Origin of the sequence: Herbaspirillum huttiense (genome assembly GCF_004367745.1) — a bacterium.
Lineage (GTDB): Bacteria > Pseudomonadota > Gammaproteobacteria > Burkholderiales > Burkholderiaceae_D > Herbaspirillum > Herbaspirillum huttiense.
The window spans coordinates 1,663,081-1,682,505 of record NZ_CP037993.1; the positions used below are offsets into that span (position 1 = coordinate 1,663,081).

Sequence of the window (19,425 nt, forward strand, 5' to 3'; positions counted from 1 at the left end):
CGGAGTCAGGACAATGAGTCTCTCTGAAGTCAAGGTCCCCGATATCGGGGATTTCAAGGAAGTCGAAGTCATCGAGGTGATGGTCAAGGTCGGCGACACCATCAAGGTGGATCAGTCGCTGATCACCGTCGAATCCGACAAGGCCAGCATGGAAATCCCGTCCAGCCAGGCCGGCGTGGTCAAGGAAGTGAAGGTCAAGGTCGGTGACAAGGTCGCCGAAGGCTCGCTGCTGCTGATGGTGGAAGCCGCTGGTGAAGCGGCTGCCGCACCGGCACCGGCCGCTGCACCCGCTCCGGCTGCAGCGCCTGCTGCTGCACCCGCCGCCCCGGCGGCGGCACCGGCCGCTGCCAGCTTCGGCGGCAGCGCCGATGTGCAGTGCGACGTGATGGTGCTCGGTGGTGGTCCTGGCGGTTACTCGGCTGCCTTCCGCGCGGCCGACCTGGGCCTGAACACCGTCATCGTCGAGCGCGATGCGACCCTGGGTGGCGTCTGCCTCAACGTCGGCTGCATCCCTTCCAAGGCCCTGCTGCACGTGGCTGCCGTGATCGACGAGACCGCTGCCATGGCCTCGCACGGCGTGACCTTCGGCAAGCCCGAGATCGACATCGACAAGCTGCGCGCCTACAAGGACAAGGTCATCGGCACCATGACCGGTGGCCTGGCCGGCATGGCCAAGGCGCGCAAGGTTCAGGTGGTCCGTGGTAACGGGCAGTTCGCCGGCCCCAACCACATCGAAGTCACCGCTGAAGACGGCAGCAAGAAGGTGGTGCAGTTCAAGCACGCCATCATCGCCGCCGGTTCGTCCGTGGTGAACCTGCCGTTCGTACCGCAGGATCCGCGCATCGTCGACTCGACCGGCGCGCTGGAACTGCGCCAGGTGCCCAAGCGCATGCTGGTCATCGGCGGCGGCATCATCGGCCTGGAAATGGCCACCGTCTATTCCACCCTGGGCGCGCGCATCGACGTGGTCGAGATGATGGACGGCCTGATGCAAGGTGCGGACCGCGACATGGTCAAGGTCTGGCAGAAGTTCAACGAGAAGCGCTTCGACAACGTCATGGTCAAGACCAAGACCGTGGCCGTGGAAGCCCTGCCCGAAGGCATCAAGGTCACATTCGAAGCCGCTGAAGCCGGTGCCACCGCACCCAAGCCGCAACTGTACGACCTGGTGCTGGTGGCCGTGGGCCGCAGCCCCAACGGCAAGAAGCTGTCGGCCGACAAGGCGGGCGTGATCGTCTCCGATCGCGGCTTCATCGCCGTGGACAAGCAGATGCGCACCAATGTGCCGCACATCTTCGCCATCGGCGACCTGGTGGGCCAGCCCATGCTGGCGCATAAGGCGGTGCATGAAGGCCACGTAGCCGCTGAAGCGATTGCCGGCGAGAAGAGCTTCTTCGATGCCAGCGTGATCCCCTCGGTCGCCTACACCGATCCGGAAGTGGCATGGGTCGGCGTGACTGAAGACGAAGCCAAGGCCAAGGGTATCAAGATCGAGAAGGGCCACTTCCCGTGGGCCGCTTCCGGTCGCGCCGTGGCCAATGGCCGTTCGGAAGGCTTCACCAAGCTGCTCTTTGATGCCGAGACCCATCGCATCATCGGTGGCGGCATCGTCGGTACGCACGCAGGCGACATGATCGGCGAAGTGGCGCTGGCCATCGAGATGGGCGCGGACGCCGTCGATATCGGCAAGACCATCCACCCGCACCCGACCCTGGGTGAATCGCTGGGCATGGCCGCTGAAGTCGCCGAAGGGCATTGCACGGACTTGCCGCCGCAGCGCAAGAAGTAATCTTCCGGTCCCTGCCCGCTGCATGGCAGGGATGGAGGACGAACAAGGACAACGGCGAACCTTCGGGTTCGCCGTTTGTCTTTTCCAGGTCCGTCTTCTTCCTTTTCAGCCACCCTTGCCAACGGGCCTGTTCATGTCCAAGTCTCTTCGCGATCTCTTCATTGCCCCGCCCCGCCCGGAGATGCTGCCCGCTGCGCCTGCTCCGGATACGACACCTCATCTCAAGCGCGCCCGCCGCGTAATTCAGGCTGGCTGGCTATTGTTCATGGTCTCGCTGGTAGTACCCGTGCTCGGTACCGAACCGGGGGCGCTGGCCTTCGTCTATTCGCTCATGATGCCGTTCTTCCTGCTTGAAAAACCCAGTTGGCTGGGGCTGGCGATGTCTTTCTACAGCGTCGTCAACCTCGGCCTGATCCTCTCGCTGTTCATCTCCTTCAGTGAGAAGCTGCTGGCCCGGCCAGCAAGCTCGGTCTTCTTCGTCCTGGTGGCACTGGACACCATGTGGATTCCCTTCACGCCTGAACAGGAATTCGCCCAGCGACCGGCCTTTTGGTTCTGGAGCGCCTCTGCCGTGGTGGTCGCCATCGGCATGAACATGGCGCGCCTGAAAGAAAAAGCCCGCCAGGCTGCGGAAGCGCAGCACCAGCGGGCCAGGGATGCAACTTAGCGTGTGTTAATTTCAGGCCGGGCTGAGCAGTGCCATACCCGGTTGAATCACCTTCTCGCGCGATGCAGGCACGGCAGGCTGAGCCTGTTCCAGCCGGAACACCGATACGGCATCCCGCAGACTGTCTGCCTGTTGCGCCATGGATTGCGCCGCACTGGCCGACTCTTCCACCAGCGCCGCATTCTGCTGCGTCACTTCATCCATTTGCGAGATGGCGATGTTGATCTGGCTGATCCCCGAACTCTGTTCGCTGGAGGCGGCTGTGATCTCGCTCATGAGGTCGTTGACCTGCTGGATCGATTGCACCACCTGATCCATGGTCTGGCCAGCTTCATCGACCAGTTTCTGGCCAGCTTCCACATGTTCCACCGACGACTCGATCAGGCCACGGATTTCCTTGGCCGCCGAGGCGCTGCGCTGGGCCAGCGAGCGCACTTCGCTGGCGACCACCGCGAAGCCGCGTCCCTGCTCACCGGCGCGCGCCGCTTCCACCGCGGCATTCAAGGCCAGGATGTTGGTCTGGAAGGCGATGCCCTCCACGGTGGAAATGATCTCCGTGATCTTGTAGGCACTCTGCGAAATATCCTTCATGGTATCGACCACGCGTTCCACTACTTCGCCTCCCTTCTGCGCGTGCAGCGAGGCCGCGCGCGCCAGCTGGTTGCCCTGGCCGGCGTTCTGGGTGTTCTGCTCCACGGTGGAGGTGATTTCTTCCATGCTGGAGGCGGTCTCTTCCAGCGAAGCCGCTTGTTCTTCGGTACGGCGTGACAGATCCAGATTGCCCATCGCGATCTGGCCGGCGGCAGTGGAAATCGATTCGGCGGATCGCTTGATGCCGTCGACGATGCTGGTGAGCTGGGCACGCATGTTGTCGAGAGAGGCCATCAGGCTGTGCTGGTCGCCCTTGGCCAGCGGGATGCTCACCGCCAGGTTGCCCTGGGCGATCTGCGCCGCCAGGACTTGGGCATCTGCCGGTTCGCCACCCAGCTGGCGCAGGACACTGCGCACGATCAGGACGGCTGCGCCCAAGGCCAGCAGCACCGAGCCGGCCACCAGGGTCCAGATGGTCGTGGCGATGCGTTGATAGGTCGTTTCGGCATCGGCGGCGGCCTGATCGTTGAGATCATCTTCCAGGCGGCCCAGCGCATCGAGGTTGTCCAGCCACTTGGCTTGCACCGGACGAATCTTCTGGACCAGCAGGTTGATCAGATCAGTGGTCTTGTTCTCCTGGGCCAGAGTGACGGCCTGTTTCAGCAGCGGCTCGGTATCGGCGGCGTTTTGCGCGATCTGATCAAAGAACTCACGTTCCTTGCGGGAGGTATCCGGCGCGTCAAAGAGCTTGCGCAGCTTGTCGCGAGCTTCCTGATAGCTTTTTTCCTGCACCTTGATGCGTTCGATTTCTGCGGACACCAGCGCCGGATCCTGGAACAGGGCGATGTTGCGGATGGCCAGGGCACGAATACGCACGCTGTTGTTCATGACGTCCGCCAGAGCACCTTGCTGGTTGTTGGCGACGATGTTGCTCAGATTGCTCTTGACCGTGGACAAGCCCCACATGCCCACCAGCGAGATGACGAGCAGCAGGACGATGACGCCGGCAAAACCTAACGCCAGGCGAGTGGATACCTTCAGTTTGTTCATGAAAAAGCCCCTGTGTATGAAATGTGCTGCCGATTGGGTTGCAAACCCCCCGTTCAGGCCTGCCTTGGCTGTTGCCGCCTTGTGCAGGTTTTGTGACTTTTCCCGTATATAAGTGGTGCAAAATGGCTTATCACCATGTTGGTGCGGTGGTTTTGAGCCAATTGCATGGTTTTATTGCCATCATTTCCTTAGCTTTTGAAATGATTGCACGGGTGTTGTAACGCTATTGAGTAAGCTCAGCCAGAAAAGATCCATCAGGATGTGATTATTTTTCCGTGCGGCCTACCCGGCGGCATCCCCGGCGAGGCGACGGCGCGATTGGGTGAAGGGGGGGGCTGGAAGGAGTGGCCGGCGCGAGGGCGTCGGCCGGAGGGGGCGGCCGCTCAGGGAAAGCAGCCGGCGGGCAGGATCAGCGCATGGCAGGGGTGGTGCGCGCGGCCGGTTTGCCCCGATACAGCACCAGCGTCGCGATCAGCCCGCAGACCGCCGCAAAGCTCATCCAGTAACCAGGGGCGGCCTTGTCGCCGGTCGACTCGATCAGCCAGGTCGAGACCAGCGGCGTGAAGCCGCCGAAGATCGCGGTAGCCAGGCTGTAGGCCAGCGAGAAGCCGACCGTGCGCACATGTGCCGGCATCACTTCAGTCAGCGCCACCACTGCCGCGCCGTTGTAGCTGGCATAGAGGAAGGACAGCCACAGCTCGGTGATGAGCAGGTTCTTGAAACTGATGTCGGCGACCAGCCAGGACATCATCGGATACGCCGTCAGCAAGGTCAGCAACGTGAAGGCCACCAGTACCGGACGACGGCCCACGCGATCCGACAGTGCGCCCATGACGGGGAGCCAGCAGAAGTTGGACAAGCCCACGCAGAAGGTCACGATGAGACTGTCGGAGGCCGACAGCTTGAGCACAGTCTTGCCGAAGGTCGGCGTGTAGACCGTGATCAGATAGAAGGACACGGTCGTCATCACCACCATCATCATGCCGGCCACCACGATCTTCCAGTTCTGGGCGATCGAGGCCATGATTTCCGCAAAACCCGGATGGTGCTTGCGCGCCATGAATTCTTCCGTTTCCTGCAGCGAGCGTCGGATGATGAAGATGGCCGGCACGATCATGCAGCCGATGAAGAAGGGAATGCGCCAGCCCCATTCGCTGATCTGCAGCGGCGACAGCCACTGGCTGACCAGATAGCCGATCAAGGCGGACGCCATGATGGCCGCCTGCTGGCTGGCCGACTGCCAGCTCACGTAAAAGCCCTTGTTGCCGGGCGTGGCCATCTCGGCCAGATAGACCGACACGCCGCCCAACTCCACTCCCGCCGAGAAGCCCTGCAGCAATCGTCCCGTCAGCACCAGGATCGGTGCCGCGATGCCGATGGTGGCATAGCCGGGCACGAAGGCGATCAGCAAGGTGCCGATGGCCATGATGGCCAGCGTCACGATCAAGCCCTGGCGGCGGCCGACGCGATCGATGTAGCTGCCCAGGATGATGGCGCCCAGGGGGCGCATCAGGAAGCCCGCACCGAAGGTGCCGAAGGTCAGGATCAGCGAGACGAACTCGTTGTCCGACGGGAAGAAGGTCCTGGAGATGTAGCTGGCATAGAAGCCATAAAGGAAGAAGTCGAACATCTCCAGGAAGTTGCCGCTGGTCACGCGCAGGACGGTGGACAGCTTGGAGTGCTTGGCGGTGCTGCTTGTTTTGGTTGTTGTGTTCATGTCGGTCTCACTCTTTCTCTCTTTGAGGCAGTACTTGGACGCCTTCCTTCACATTCTTCAGCGAGGCGCGGGGTCCAGGCCGGATGCCTTGATGGCGTCGATGGCTTCGGGCGAGGCCAGGAAGTCCAGCAGTTCCCTGGCGGCCTTGGGCTGGTGGGTGCCGACCACGACGCCGCCGGAGAAGGGGGTGATCTGCTGGGCGCTCTCGGGGATCGGTCCGATGATGTCGATGCCCTTGACCGGCTTCAGCTCGGAGATCTGCTGCAGGCCCACTTCGGCATCGCCGCGGGCGATCACTTCACCGACCGGTTCGGCCGGAATCATGCGGCCCTTGTTGGCCATCTGCTGGTCGATGCCGAGGCGCTTGAACAGCTTGGTGGAGAGGAACACGCCGCTGGCGCTGTCGGAGTAGACCACCGAATGGGCGGTCAGCAGGGTGCGCTTGAAGGCATCAATGCTGGAGATATCAGGCTTGGGGGCACCGGCCTTGACGGCCAGGCCGATGCGCGAGAGGGCCAGCAGCTTGTGCTCGGACTTGGAAACCTTGCCTTCGGCCACCAGCTTGTCCAGCGAGTCGCCGACCATGATGACCACGTCGATCTGTTCGCCGCGTTGCAGGCGGTTGGGAATGGCTTGCGGGGTTTCTCCCATGGACGGGCCCCAGCCGGAGATGAGTTTGTGGCCGGTCTTCTTTTCGAAGGCGGGGGCCAGTGCCTTGTAGGCGGCGGCAAAGCCACCCGAGCTGACCACGTGCAGGTCGGCGGCAGCAGCCAGCGAAGTGACGGCACCCAGCGCCAGGGCCAGGACACTGCGCTGGAAGATGGAGGTGCGCACACAGCGTGCGGTGGAGTTGGAACGGATCATGCGGATCTCCTGATGACGATGTATTTCGTCGTGGTGAGGGATGGAACCCGGCAGTTTGCGTAGAATCCGTTGAAAAGTTAATTGCAATTATTCTGGGGATTGATAAAAAATGCGCATCAATATCGAGACCGCCGAATTGCAGGCCTTTCTCGCCGTCGCGCGCCAGTCAAGCTTTCGGGCGGCGGCTGAGGGTCTGTTCATCACGGCACCGGCACTGAGCCGCCGCATCGAGAACCTGGAGCAGGCCTTGCAGGAAAGACTGTTCGATCGCACCACCCGGCGGGTCTCGCTCACGCCTGCCGGTGAATTGTTCCTGGTGCATGCCCAGGCCGTGATGGATGAACTGGAGCTGGCCGTCAGGAGCGTGGAGCAAGGCATGGCGCATCGGCGCGAACACGTGACGGTGGCCTGCGTGCCCTCGGTGGCCAACAATTTGCTGCCGCTGGTATTGAAACCGTACGCGCGCACGCATCCCAATGTGCGGGTGCGCATCATCGACGAAAATGCGGCGGAGGTGCTGGAGAGCGTGCGCAAGGGCGAGGCCGATTTCGGCGTGAACTTCATCGGCGCGCAGGAAGCCGAGATCGATTTCCAGGAATTGACGCGCGAACGTTATCTGGCGGTGATGCCGGCCCATCATCCGCTGGCTGCGCAGAGCAGCTTGCACTGGAAGTCCCTGGCGGGGGAGAAGCTGGTGTCGGTCTCCTCCAGCAGCGGCAACCGCAGCCTGATCGACAATGCCTTCTCGCGGGTACCGCAGCGGCCGGTGATCCAGTATGAGACCAATCACGTGGCCGGGGCCATCAGCCTTGTCGCCGCCGGGCTTGGGGTGGCCTTGCTGCCGGAGCTGGCCATTCGCAATGCGCCCTACAAGGGCATTGTGGCGCGGCCGGTGACCAGTCCGGTCTTGAGCCGGGCGATGGGCTTGATTACCTTGAAGGGACGGGTCCTGAAACCGGCGGCCGCGACGCTGGCGCAAGCCTTGCGCGAGGCGATGGCGAGCAAGCCGCGTAAATGATTTTCTGGTACACAGGGCTGCCTAAATTTTGTGCGGTTTATTGGGAGGGCAGGCGGGGACGGCACTTGCGTGGGGTGGAAATGGCTTATCCACAAGTTTATGCACATAAAACGGGGATAAGTTTCCAGCGTTGGCGCGGTTTCTGGCGGGGTTGCGCAAATTATTTGCAAAACCGTTGGCCATAAAAAAGGCCCTCGCAAGCGAGGGCCTTTTTGTGTGTATTCTCTGCAATCCGGACCTGCGATTAATGCTGCTGTCCGTGACTCGCTGTCTGTCGAAAAACGGGGTGGCGGCATGCGCTGGAGGGCGCGGTTGCGGCGGTCTTTTTTCGAAGAGGGGGCGATTATATAGCTGTGGGCGGAAAAATGATACTGCTTGCTGCAGAAAATTATTTTCGCTCCGGGGAGGGCTGTCTTTCCCGGACAAATGGATAGCCGGACTGGTACAGGATCCATCCTTGGCCCTGCTGGCAGGCGATCTCGCGATGCACGAAGAATGAAGTCCTTGACGAACGGCGCAGGTCAACGGAAATCATCCATGGACAGACAGCGGTAGCGACGGCGAGCCAGTCTTCGGAGAAATCATTCTCGAGCTGCGCACCAAAGAACTTTGACGTCTTCCGGGGCCAGGAAGAACGCTGATGCCAGGTCCCTGGACGGACTTGAACAACAAAAAGCCCGCAGTGTCATCGAACACTGCGGGCTTTCAAACATCTCGGTACTGCATCGAACGATTCTGTGGTGCCGGGAGCCGGAATCGAACCGGCACGCCTTGCGGCGCGGGATTTTGAGTCCCGTGCGTCTACCTATTCCGCCATCCCGGCGACGCGAGCCAGCGATTATTACCGATTTCGCTTTGCCGGGCAAGCCCTGAAGACCCCCGGTGCACCACTGATGTGAAAATTATTTACCGCACACCGCCTCAATGGCCCGTTCCCCCGTCGAACCAGGTATCGGATCCTGCAGCTTCACGTCCGAATACGCCAGCTGCGGTGCCAGCAGCAATTGACCCTTGCCATCGGCCTGCGCATACATCTTGCGGCTGCCAAAGCCGAGCTGGCGCGCCGTGCAATCAAAGTAGGCGGTCGAGATCTCCGACAGGTAATACGTCTTGCTGCCCTGGCCCATCAGCAGCTGCGGACGGTTCCAGTTCAGCAGGATCTGCGCCTGCCGCACGCTGCGCGTGTTGACGATGCTGCCCTTGTCGATGAAGAAGCTGCCGATGTTGTTCTCCCCCAGCGGCATCCACTCGGCATGCGCCGGCAGGCAGGCCGCAGCCAGTGCCGTCGCCAGCAGAAGGGACAGGCGGGGTGCGGAGAGGAAAGAAGAAAAGCGTGGATCCATGTGGGGCAGGGCGTCGCGTCAGGTCAGCATCATGGCCAGCATGGCGACATCGTCCTCCAGCAACAGCACCAGCGTGATGCTCCAGAAGAGCAGCTCCGCCAGCAAGCGGTGTCCTGTCATGCGCAGGCTTGCAGCCATGTCCAACTCATCGATCGCGAAAAATGAAAGTGCGGCCATCCTAACATGCCCTTTACGATTGAACATGGCCCCACCGCATGAAATGCCCCACGAAAAAATGGCCCGCACCAGGCGAGCCACTTGTTGCTGCAATGAAGAGCGGTCAGCGATCAGATCGCCGCAGCAATCGCCTTGCCCACTTCGGTCGTATTGCTCTTGCCGCCCAGGTCCGGCGTTGTCGGTCCATTGACCAGCACCTCCTCGATGGCCGCCAGCATGGCATCGTGCGCCTGGCGATACTTGCCTTCGCCATTGCCCAGGAAGTCCAGCATCATCGCACCGGACCAGATCGTGGCCACCGGGTTGGCGATGTTCTTGCCGAAGATGTCCGGCGCCGAACCGTGCACCGGCTCGAACAGCGACGGCAGCTCGCGCGTCGGATTGATGTTGGCCGAGGGCGCAATGCCGATGGTGCCGGCGCAGGCCGGGCCGAGGTCGGAGAGGATGTCGCCGAACAGGTTGGAGGCCACCACCACATCGAAGCGGTCCGGGTTCAGCACGAAGTGCGCGGTCAGGATGTCGATGTGGTACTTGTCGCGGCGCACGTCGGGATACTTGGCGCCCATGGCTTCCACGCGCTCATCCCAGTAAGGCATGGTGATGGCGATGCCGTTGGACTTGGTGGCCGAGGTCAGGTGCTTCTTGGGACGGCTCTGCGCCAGGTCGAAAGCGAACTTCAGGATGCGGTCGGTACCCTTGCGGCTGAACACCGATTCCTGGATCACGGTCTCGCGCTCGGTGCCTTCAAACATGCGGCCGCCGATGGCAGAGTACTCGCCTTCGGTGTTCTCGCGCACCACGTAGAAATCGATGTCGCCCGGCTTGCGGTTGGCCAGCGGGCAGGGCACGCCCGGCATCAGGCGCACCGGACGCAGGTTGACGTAGAGGTCGAAATCGCGGCGGAATTTCAGCAGCGAACCCCACAGCGAGACGTGATCAGGCACCGTGGCCGGCCAGCCGACCGCGCCGAAGAAGATGGCTTCAAAACCCTTCAACTGATCGAACCAGTCATCCGGCATCATCTTGCCGTGCTGCGCGTAATAACCGCAGTGCGCCCAGTCGAAATGGCTGAACTCGATGTCGATGCCGAACTTCCTGGCAGCGGCCTCGACCGCGCGCAGGCCTTCGGGCATCACTTCCTGGCCGATACCGTCACCGGCGATCACGGCGATCTTGTGGGTCTTGCTCATCGTTGCTGCTCCTCTGGAGAAAGGGGTAACCGGCTTGCCGGGGCTGTATATAAAGTGCAGCCATCATAAATCGCTTCCCGCGCCGGATCATCCACGAACTGGTGATTTTATAAAACACGATTCGTGAACAGTGCAGAAAACGTCAGCCATGAAAAAAGGCAGTGCCGTCATCACAGCACTGCCTTTTTCGGGTGAGTCTGCTGCGAGGGCCGCGTCAGCCGCCCAGCGTCTCGCCCCAGAGGCTCACGCCCATGGTGTGTTCGGCGCCCGGTTCCAGTTCCACCAGATCGTCCATCACGTTGGCGGTCTCGATGCACAGCATGCGCTGCCAGGCATCATCGGCAAACTGCGACAGGCGGCGCGCCTTGCTCACCCACGGGTTCCAGACCACGGCCGAAGTGGAACCGCTGGCCTCGATGTGGATGCGGCGGTTCCAGCCCTCGTCGCGGATGGACAGGTGCGGCGGCAGGTCCAGATAGATGCGGTCGGTCTCGCTGCTGACCACCAGCGGACGCTTCTGCTCGCGCTCGGCCCAGCCTTCCAGGGTTTCGATGTAGCGCTGGCCTTCGAGGCCATCGACCGTCACGTTGTGGATGCTGCTCACGGCAAAGTAGCTGTGCAGCGCTTGCGTGAGGGCGATGTGCTGTTCGCTGCCATTGCGGGTGGTGAGTTTCAGGTGCAGGCGATCATCCAGCAGGATTTCCAGGCGCAGTTCGATGCCCGGCGGCAGGTGGCGCAGGGCCGGCGATTCGGTCGTCGGCGGAATGGCCAGGACCAGGCGCACGGTGTCGCCTTCGATGGCATTTTCCATCAAGAGCCAGGGGATGCCACGCACCAGGCCGTGCGCCGGCAGGCGGCCACCAGCGTGCAGCGCTTGTACTTGCGGCGGGTTGCGCATGAGGTCGCCGAACCACGGCCAGCACACCGGGATGCCGCCACGTACCGAATTGCCGGCCTCGAAGGCGGCTTCCTCGCTCATCCAGATCACCGGTTCCTGGCCGTGCACCTGGTAGCGCAGCACCTGCGCGCCTTGCTCGGCGATCAGCAGTTCGGCGCGCTCGGTCTGCACGCGCAGGCATTGCAGTTGATTGACTTCGATGCGCTGGATATGAGGGAGATCGGGCGGGACTTCCTGTTCGTCGATGAGGCTCATGCTGCTACTCCAAGAGAATTCGTTGCGATTGCGCAAGACTGCCACATTTCGGGCGCTTGCGGGAAATTGGCCGATGGGGCAGGCGATGCGCCGCGTCTCGCCAGGTTGGGGGCGGAGGGCGGTCCGGGACTATAATCCACAGATCGTGAACTCCAATGCCTACATATCGTGAACAATTCTCCCCTGCTTGAAGACCTGCGCCTGTTCTGCGTGGTGGCCCGCCACAGCAACTTTGCAGAATCGGCACGTGAAGTGGGTGCCTCGCCGGCCTACATCAGCAAGCGCATCGCCCTGCTGGAACAGGCGCTGGGCGTGCGGCTGTTCCATCGCACCACGCGCAGCGTGGTCATGACGGAGGATGGCGGCAATGTCCACGAATGGGCGCGCAAGATTCTCGATGATGTCGAGCAGATGATGGAAACCGTCAGCAGTGCCAAGCGCGTGCCGCGCGGCTTGTTGAAGATCAGTACCAGCTTCGGCCTGGGGCGCAAGGTGGTGTCGCCGCTGCTGTCGCGCTTTGCCAGCGAACATCCGGAACTGAAGATACAGCTGGAGCTGGTAGACCGGCAGATCGATCTGGTCAACGAGGGCATCGACCTCGATATCCGGGTGGGCGCGGGGCATGAGCCGCACCTGTTCTCCAAGCGCATCCTGCCCAGCCAGCGCGTGCTGTGCGCCAGTCCGGCGTATCTGAAGAAGCATGGTGCGCCCGCCGACCTGGCCGCGCTGCGCCAGCACCAGTGCCTGGTGATCCGCGAGCGCAACCAGTCCTTCGGGATCTGGCGCATGATGGGGCCCAAGGGGCAGGAGACGGTGAAGGTGTCCGGTGGACTGGCCTCCAACCACGGCGAGATCATCCACCAGTGGGCGGTGGATGGGCACGGCATCATCCTGCGTTCGATCTGGGATGTGGCCGACAGCCTCAAGCGCGGGCGCTTGGTGCGGGTGCTGCCGCAGTATTTCCAGGAGGCCGACCTGTGTGCGGTCTATCCGGTGCAGTTGAAGAATTCGGCCAAGGTCCGGGAATGCGTGCGCTTCCTGCAGAAGCATCTGGATGTCACGGCATCGTCGGCGACGGTGTGAGCTGGCGATAGCCTCGTTGAATCTGTCACTCCCCGTTCGGACTGAGTAGCGCCGCCAGGCGCGTATCGAAGGCGCTGCGTACGGTGCGCCTTCGATACGCCGCTTTGCGGCTACTCAGTTCGAACGGGGAGAGGTGGTGCGCCAGAGAAGTGAGATTTGCGTTCAACGTCCGTCGAATCGCTGCCGCACGATGCGCTCCAGCACCTGCGCCACCAGCGCCACCGAGGCATCTTCCGCGTGACGGCGATGCTGCAGCAAGCGCAGCGGCGGGGCCTCCAGCGGCAGCGGCGGGCGCAGGCAGGTCAGTGCCACCGGATGCGCAGCGGTAGCGGCCGGCACGCAATGCATGGGCATGACCGCGATCAGGTCCGAGCCTTGCAACAGTGCCGGAGCCATCAGGAAATTCGGGATCACCATGCCCACGCGACGACGCAGGCCCTGCATGGCGACCTGTTCGTCGATCATGCGGTTGAGCGTGTCGTGGCAAGCGATCTGCAGATGCGGATACGAGAGCCAGCGTGACAAGGTCAGCGCATGCGCTGCCGGATGATCGCGCCGCATCACGGCCACGCAGCGCTCCTGCAGCACTTCACGTCCGCGCAACTGGCCGGTCGGCCTGGTTGCACCCAGGACCAGATCGGTCTGCCCGCGTTCCAGACGGGCGGCGGCATCGGTATCGCCCTGCCAGGTCTGGAATTCCAGATCCAGTGACGGCAGCTCGGCAGCCAGCTCCTGATACAGCGCATGCGCTACCACCTGCGCCGGATAGTCCGGCATGAGAATGCGCACGCGTTGCGCCACTGCGGCTTGCAATGGCGCGTGCTGCGCCGGGCTGGCCGTCTGCGCCTGCGCATCGCCGGCCAGCAGCTGGCGGACCGACTCACGCAGCGCCTGTGCCGTGGCCGTCAGCCGCATCTGCGTGCCGCCATCTTCCAGCAGCGGATCACGCAGCAACTGACGGCATCGTTCCAGCGCACTGGCTGCGGCCGGCAGCGGCAGGCCCACACGCGCCGCGGCACGCGCCAGATGGACTTCATCGAGAACCGCATCGAGCAGGCGTAGCAGGCGCGCATCCATGCCCGCCAGTGCAGGCATCGCAGGCAGGGGAGTAGGCAGGGCGGGGGAATGGCTTGCAGCGGAATTCATGGCGCAGGGAGGCGTGGCAGCGAAAAGAGAAGGGCCTGCTGCCAGGACGGCAGCAGGCCAGGGGCGCGAGTGTAGCCGCTTCGCCCCACGCCCAAAAGCGGCGCTTGGTGCAGTGTGGCCTCTGGCCGGTGCCGGTCAGCCGAAGGCTTCCTTGATGGTCTGGATCTTGCCCATGTCGTTGGCGTCATAGCCGGCCAGGTTGTTGACCACCTTGCGGAAGCTGTCCGATTGCAGGATATCGATCACCGAGCGGATCAGCGGATCCTGCAAGGACGCCGCCGGCAGCGCGAAGAAGTAGCGTTCGCGCACCAGCGGGATGAAGCCCAGGCCGAAACGATGCGCCGCCGTCTGCACGCCGAAGCCGACATCGGCCATGCCACTGGCGATGAAGGCGGCCACCGCCGAGTGCGTGAACTCGGTGTTCTCGAAACCGTTGATCTTCTTGTGGGGGATGCCGGCTCCATTGAGCATCAGTTCCAGCAGCATGCGTGTGCCCGATCCGGCTTCGCGGTTGACGAAACGCAGGTCGGTGCGGGTGAGGTCGGCCAGGCCGCGCAAGCCCTTGGGATTGTCCGGCTCGACGAACAGTCCCTGGTTGCGGATGGCCAGGTGGATCAGGCAATCGCTGCGCTTGTTGAGCCACTTGGCATAGGTGGCGATGGCCGGTTTCTCGAATTCGCCCAGCGGCACATGGAAGCCCGCCAGGTCGCATTCCTGGCGCGACAGCGCCGCCACCGCATCGGTGCTGTGGCGGTAGCGTACCTCCACCGGCAGGCGGCCTTCATTGATCTTGTTGAGCAGCGCCGCCACCGCAAAGCCGTGGCTGGCGTTCAGGCGCACCTTCTCGGATTTGCCTTCCACCGTCTTGCCCAGCTCCACTTCCAGCTCCGAGGCCAGGCTGTCGAGGGTAGGGGAGAGACGCGCCGTCACCAGGCGATCGGCCCACAACAGCTTGCTGGCGAAATCGGTCAGTGTGGTGCCGCGGCCACGCCCGCTTTCAATGAGGGCGTTGCCGAACAGGCGCTCGGCCTCGCGCAGCAGGCCCCAGGCGTGGCGATAGGAATAGCGCGTCAATTGCGCGGCACGCGCAATCGAGCCGCTCTGCTGGATCGCGGTGAGCAGGGTCAACAAGTTGGCCGTGTCCAGCGCCGCCTCGTTGTCGTAGGCGATTTCCCAGTGAGGTTTGATGTGGACTTTGAACATTTATGTGAAAGAAAGCATATTGAAACGGCCGTTTATCGGTGATAATTTCGCGTCACCCTGCATAAATGATAGAAAATATATGCGGTGTTGTACATAAATAAATAAACGAAAAGAGAAGGATATCGCCGCAAAGATGGGTCGGTGTCACGATCCGCCCCTACCGGCTTTGCGATGCAATCCTTCCTTCGATTTGCCCACATCACACACTCATAAAATATTCGGAGGAATAATGGCTTTCGATTTCCTGAACAAGGAACACACGGTCGCCAAGCCTGGCTTCAATCGCTGGCTGGTACCGCCAGCAGCGCTCGCAATCCACCTGTGCATCGGCATGGCCTACGGTTTCTCCGTGTTCTGGCTGCCGCTGTCCAAGGCCCTGGGCGTGACCGCGCCCATCGCTTGCGGTGCCGATATCGGCTTCTTCGCGCAAGTCTTCTCGTCCACCTGTGACTGGAAGATTTCCATGCTGGGCTGGATGTACACGATGTTCTTCGTCCTGCTGGGCATCTCCGCTGCGCTGTGGGGCGGCTGGCTGGAACACGCCGGTCCGCGCAAGGCCGGTGTGGTGGCTGCCATCTGCTGGTGCGGCGGCCTGCTGATCTCGGCCCTGGGCGTGAAAACGCACCAGATCTGGCTGATGTGGCTGGGCTCCGGCGTCATCGGTGGCGTCGGTCTCGGCCTGGGCTACATCTCGCCGGTGTCGACCCTGATCAAGTGGTTCCCTGACCGTCGCGGCATGGCCACCGGTATGGCCATCATGGGCTTCGGCGGTGGTGCCCTGGTCGGCACCCCGCTGGCCGATGCGCTGATGAAGAAGTTTGCCTCCCCCACCTCCGTGGGCGTGTGGGAAACCTTCGTGGTCATGGCCATCATCTACTTCGTCTTCATGATGGCCGGTGCCTTCGGCTACCGCGTGCCGCCGACCGGCTGGAAGCCGGCTGGCTGGACTCCGCCGGTGGCCAAGTCCTCGGCGACCATGATCACCCAGAACCACGTGCACGTCTCCAAGGTCTGGGGCATTCCCCAGTTCTGGCTGGTGTGGCTGGTGCTCTGCCTGAACGTGTCGGCCGGTATCGGCGTCATCGGCATCGCTTCGCCGATGCTGCAGGAAGTCTTCGGCGGCAAGCTGCTGGGCGTGGACATCGGTTTCAATGACCTGTCGGTCGAGCAGAAGGCCGGTATCGCGGCACTGGCTGCCGGCTTCACGGGCCTGATCTCGCTGTTCAACATCGGTGGCCGTTTCGCCTGGGCCTCGTGCTCGGACTTCTTCGGCCGCAAGATGACCTACGCCATCTTCTTCGTGCTGGGCTTCGTGCTGTACGTGAGCCTGCCGTGGTCGGCCAAGTCCGGCAACATCCCGCTGTTCGTCGGCGCAGTCTGCATCATCCTGTCGATGTATGGCGGCGGCTTCGCCACCGTCCCTGCTTACCTGGCCGACCTGTTCGGTACCCAGATGGTGGGCGCCATCCACGGCCGCCTGCTGACCGCGTGGGCGACCGCCGGCATCCTGGGCCCGGTGGTGGTGAACTACATGCGTGAGTACCAGCTGTCCCTGGGCATGCCCAAGAACGAGGTCTACAACACCACCATGTACATCCTGGCCGGCATGCTGGTGCTGGGCCTGATCTGCAACCTGCTGATCCGCCCGGTCGCGGCCAAGCACTTCATGACGCCGGAAGAACTGGCCCGTGAAAAGCAGCTGGCCCACGAAAAGTCGGCCGCCGATGCAGCCGTCACCGCCGGTTCGGGCGACATGTCGCAGATCGGCAGCGGCGGCAACCCGCTGTTCATCGGCCTGGCCTGGGCGGCTGTCGGCATTCCGCTGATCTGGGGTATCACCCTGGTGCTGCAGAAGTCGGCCGTGCTGTTCCGCTGATTGTGCAACACCTCAACGACGATGTAATTTTCGATTACGTAGTCGTGTGAATTTGTAGTCAAGTCATTGTTACATCCGCAGGCCGGCTCCACCCGGCCTGCACGCAGGACCGCAGCGGCGAAAGCCGCTGACACAAGCTGCCATGGCCCCGTGAACCAGGGCAGCTTGTGTCAGCGACTATCAAAAAACAGGAGCATGGCTCGTCCCCTGATAGGGGCAGGCCAGCATCCGCAGTGTTCACACCAACCCATCAAGGCAGGGCGAACATGCAACAACGGAGACCAGCTGGTTCATCTCGCACGGCCGTGCGCACCCTTCACCGGGGCAGCGTCATGCCGCCGCATTGTTCTCCCCATCCCTTGATCTGCTTTCCACAGGCTGCTCCTCCCTAGGCGCGGCTCTTTCCTTTCATTCGTCATTTGCGCGGTCCGCAGAAGATCCTCCGGGAGAAGGACAAGGACCGCATCGGAGCAACACAGGAGGCAACAATGAAGAGGCAACAGGTTTTCGACGTGGCGGCGGTGCGCGGCATCATCGCCGAGCGCAAGGATATGGCCGGCGCCATGCTCCCCATCCTGCACGGCATCCAGGACAAGGTCGGCTACATCCCGGCCGATGCGGTCCCGATGATTGCGGGCGAGTTGAACGTCTCGCGCGCCGAGGTGCATGGCGTGATCTCGTTCTATCACTTCTTCCGCCAGGAACCGGCCGGCCGCCACGTGGTGCAGGTGTGCCGCGCCGAGGCCTGCCAGGCGCGTGGCAGCGAGGCCTTGGCCGAGCATGCGCAGAATGTGCTGGGCTGCGGTTTCCATGAAACCAGCGCCGATGGCCAGTTCACGCTGGAACCGGTGTATTGCCTGGGCCAGTGCGCCATCGGTCCCAACCTCACCCTCGACGACGAGCTGCACGCCCGCGTCGATGCCGACAAATTCAAGCGCCTGATCCAGGCCAAGCGGGAGGCATGATGAGTACGCACGAAACCGTGACCATCTATGTCCCGCGCGACTCGACCGCGCTGGCCCTCGGGGCCAACGAAGTCGCCGCCGCCATCGCTGCCGAAGCGCAAAAGCGCGGCCAGTCCATCAAGCTGGTGCGCAACGGTTCGCGCGGCATGTTCTGGCTGGAGCCGCTGGTGGAAGTGGCCACCGCAGCCGGCCGCGTGGCCTACGGGCCTGTGTCGCCGGAGGATGTCAGCGGCCTCTTCGATGCAGGGCTGCTCGCAGGAGGCCAGCACACGCTGCATCTGGGCCTGACTGAAGAAATTGGCTTCCTGAAGAATCAGGAGCGCCTGACCTTCGCGCGGGTCGGCATCATCGATCCGCTCTCGCTGGACGATTATCTGGCGCATGAAGGTTATGCCGGGTTGAAGAATGCGCTGGCCAAGACACCGGAGGCCATCGTCCAGCAAATGATCGATTCGGGTTTGCGTGGCCGGGGCGGTGCGGCCTTCCCGACCGGCATCAAGTGGCAGACCGTGCTGCGCGCACCGGCCGCGCAAAAGTACGTGGTCTGCAATGCCGATGAGGGCGACTCGGGCACCTTCTCGGACCGCATGATCATGGAAGACGATCCCTTCACGCTGATCGAAGGCATGACCATCGCTGCCGTCGCAGTGGGCGCAACCGAGGGCTACATCTACGTGCGCTCCGAATATCCGCATGCGATTGCGACGATGAACGAAGCCATCGCCATCGCCACCGCGCGCGGCTACCTGGGCGATGACATTCTGGGTTCCGGCAAATCCTTCCGGCTGGAAGTGCGCAAGGGCGCAGGAGCCTACATCTGCGGCGAAGAAACCGCCATGCTGGAAAGCCTGGAAGGCAAGCGCGGCGTGGTGCGCGCCAAGCCGCCACTGCCCGCCATCGAGGGCCTGTTCGGCAAGCCGACCGTCATCAACAATCTGATCTCGCTGGCCTCGGTGCCGGTGATCCTGGCGCGCGGCGCGGACTTCTACAAGAACTATGGCGTAGGCCGCTCGCACGGCACGCTGCCCTTCCAGCTGGCCGGCAACATCAAACAGGGTGGCCTGGTGGAGAAAGCGTTCGGTCTCACGCTGCGCCAGTTGCTGGAGGACTTCGGCGGCGGCAGTGCCTCGGGACGGCCGATTCGCGCGGTGCAGATGGGCGGGCCGCTGGGCGCGTACCTGCCACCCTCGCAATTCGATACACCGCTCGACTATGAAGCTTTCGCCGCGATCGGCGCGATGATCGGGCATGGCGGGCTGGTGGCGTTTGACGACAGTGTCGATATGGCCAGACAGGCCCGCTACGCCATGCAATTCTGTGCAGTCGAGTCCTGCGGCAAGTGCACCCCTTGCCGCATCGGCTCCACCCGCGGTGTGGAAGTGATCGACAAGATCATCGCCAACGAGGAACGCCCGCAGCAGATCCATTTGTTGAAGAGCCTGTGCGACACCATGGTCAATGGTTCGCTCTGCGCCATGGGCGGCATGACGCCGTTCCCGGTGCTGTCGGCCCTGAACCATTTCCCCGAAGACTTCGGCGCGCCCGGCGAACAGGCAGCCTGACCCCATCAGCGCATCAACGAATCAGCGAATG

General features: G+C 62.7%; 15 protein-coding genes and 1 tRNA gene. 7 read left to right on the plus strand and 9 right to left on the minus strand.

Going from position 1 to position 19,425, the window contains the following annotated elements; genetic code table 11:
- Positions 1-13: 13 nt before the first annotated feature.
- Together lpdA and E2K99_RS07370 are read left to right on the plus strand one after the other, a co-directional pair.
- Entirely contained in the window at positions 14-1,789 is a 1,776-nt protein-coding gene (lpdA, locus tag E2K99_RS07365) for a dihydrolipoyl dehydrogenase (protein WP_134221818.1), read from the plus strand.
- Between the two features lie 133 nt (positions 1,790-1,922).
- On the plus strand, positions 1,923-2,456 hold the full coding sequence (locus E2K99_RS07370) for a hypothetical protein (RefSeq protein WP_134221819.1): 534 nt from the start codon (positions 1,923-1,925) through the stop codon (positions 2,454-2,456).
- A gap of 12 nt (positions 2,457-2,468) precedes the next feature.
- Here the strand turns inward: E2K99_RS07370 and E2K99_RS07375 are convergent, their stop codons facing one another.
- The 3 genes from E2K99_RS07375 to E2K99_RS07385 form a co-directional block, all read right to left on the minus strand.
- A complete protein-coding gene (locus E2K99_RS07375; protein WP_134221820.1) occupies positions 2,469-4,097 on the minus strand; it encodes a methyl-accepting chemotaxis protein in 1,629 nt (542 codons plus the stop codon).
- Between the two features lie 409 nt (positions 4,098-4,506).
- A complete protein-coding gene (gene tcuC / locus E2K99_RS07380; RefSeq protein WP_134221821.1) occupies positions 4,507-5,814 on the minus strand; it encodes an MFS transporter in 1,308 nt (435 codons plus the stop codon).
- A gap of 57 nt (positions 5,815-5,871) precedes the next feature.
- Entirely contained in the window at positions 5,872-6,678 is an 807-nt protein-coding gene (locus tag E2K99_RS07385; protein ID WP_134221822.1) for a substrate-binding domain-containing protein, read from the minus strand.
- 109 nt (positions 6,679-6,787) lie between these two features.
- On the opposite strand from E2K99_RS07385, the gene E2K99_RS07390 reads away from it, so the two are divergent.
- Positions 6,788-7,696, plus strand: coding sequence for a LysR family transcriptional regulator (locus E2K99_RS07390; RefSeq protein WP_121038496.1), 909 nt, complete (start codon positions 6,788-6,790; stop codon positions 7,694-7,696).
- A 738-nt stretch (positions 7,697-8,434) separates the two neighbouring features.
- Here E2K99_RS07390 and E2K99_RS07395 read toward each other — a convergent pair.
- The 4 genes from E2K99_RS07395 to E2K99_RS07415 form a co-directional block, all read right to left on the minus strand.
- Positions 8,435-8,519: transfer RNA gene (locus E2K99_RS07395), tRNA-Leu, on the minus strand.
- A 79-nt stretch (positions 8,520-8,598) separates the two neighbouring features.
- Positions 8,599-9,039: a surface-adhesin E family protein gene (locus tag E2K99_RS07400; protein WP_121038499.1), complete on the minus strand. Its 441-nt coding sequence runs from the start codon at positions 9,037-9,039 to the stop codon at positions 8,599-8,601.
- Between the two features lie 287 nt (positions 9,040-9,326).
- A complete protein-coding gene (locus E2K99_RS07410; protein WP_134134805.1) occupies positions 9,327-10,406 on the minus strand; it encodes a tartrate dehydrogenase in 1,080 nt (359 codons plus the stop codon).
- Between the two features lie 214 nt (positions 10,407-10,620).
- Entirely contained in the window at positions 10,621-11,559 is a 939-nt protein-coding gene (locus tag E2K99_RS07415; RefSeq protein ID WP_134221823.1) for a D-hexose-6-phosphate mutarotase, read from the minus strand.
- 168 nt (positions 11,560-11,727) lie between these two features.
- Here E2K99_RS07415 and E2K99_RS07420 point away from each other — a divergent pair, with 168 nt between their 5' ends.
- Complete coding sequence (locus tag E2K99_RS07420; protein ID WP_034332993.1) at positions 11,728-12,642, plus strand: LysR family transcriptional regulator; 915 nt, start codon at positions 11,728-11,730, stop codon at positions 12,640-12,642.
- Between the two features lie 162 nt (positions 12,643-12,804).
- Here E2K99_RS07420 and E2K99_RS07425 read toward each other — a convergent pair whose 3' ends face one another.
- Entirely contained in the window at positions 12,805-13,788 is a 984-nt protein-coding gene (locus E2K99_RS07425) for a LysR family transcriptional regulator (RefSeq protein ID WP_134221824.1), read from the minus strand.
- Between the two features lie 135 nt (positions 13,789-13,923).
- Positions 13,924-14,991, minus strand: coding sequence for a substrate-binding domain-containing protein (locus E2K99_RS07430; protein WP_034332988.1), 1,068 nt, complete (start codon positions 14,989-14,991; stop codon positions 13,924-13,926).
- Positions 14,992-15,220: 229 nt separating this feature from the next.
- Here E2K99_RS07430 and E2K99_RS07435 point away from each other — a divergent pair, with 229 nt between their 5' ends.
- The 3 genes from E2K99_RS07435 (at position 15,221) to E2K99_RS07445 (ending at position 19,394) form a co-directional block, all read left to right on the plus strand.
- Positions 15,221-16,867 carry an OFA family MFS transporter gene (locus E2K99_RS07435; protein WP_134221825.1) on the plus strand — a complete coding sequence of 549 codons (1,647 nt, stop codon included), beginning with the start codon at positions 15,221-15,223 and terminating at the stop codon, positions 16,865-16,867.
- A 488-nt stretch (positions 16,868-17,355) separates the two neighbouring features.
- A complete protein-coding gene (locus E2K99_RS07440) occupies positions 17,356-17,832 on the plus strand; it encodes a formate dehydrogenase subunit gamma (RefSeq protein ID WP_008327136.1) in 477 nt (158 codons plus the stop codon).
- Positions 17,832-19,394 (plus strand): formate dehydrogenase beta subunit, encoded by a 1,563-nt coding sequence (locus tag E2K99_RS07445; RefSeq protein ID WP_134221826.1) that lies wholly within the window; start codon positions 17,832-17,834, stop codon positions 19,392-19,394. Before E2K99_RS07440 ends, E2K99_RS07445 begins: the two co-directional genes overlap by 1 nt.
- Positions 19,395-19,425 lie beyond the last annotated feature (31 nt).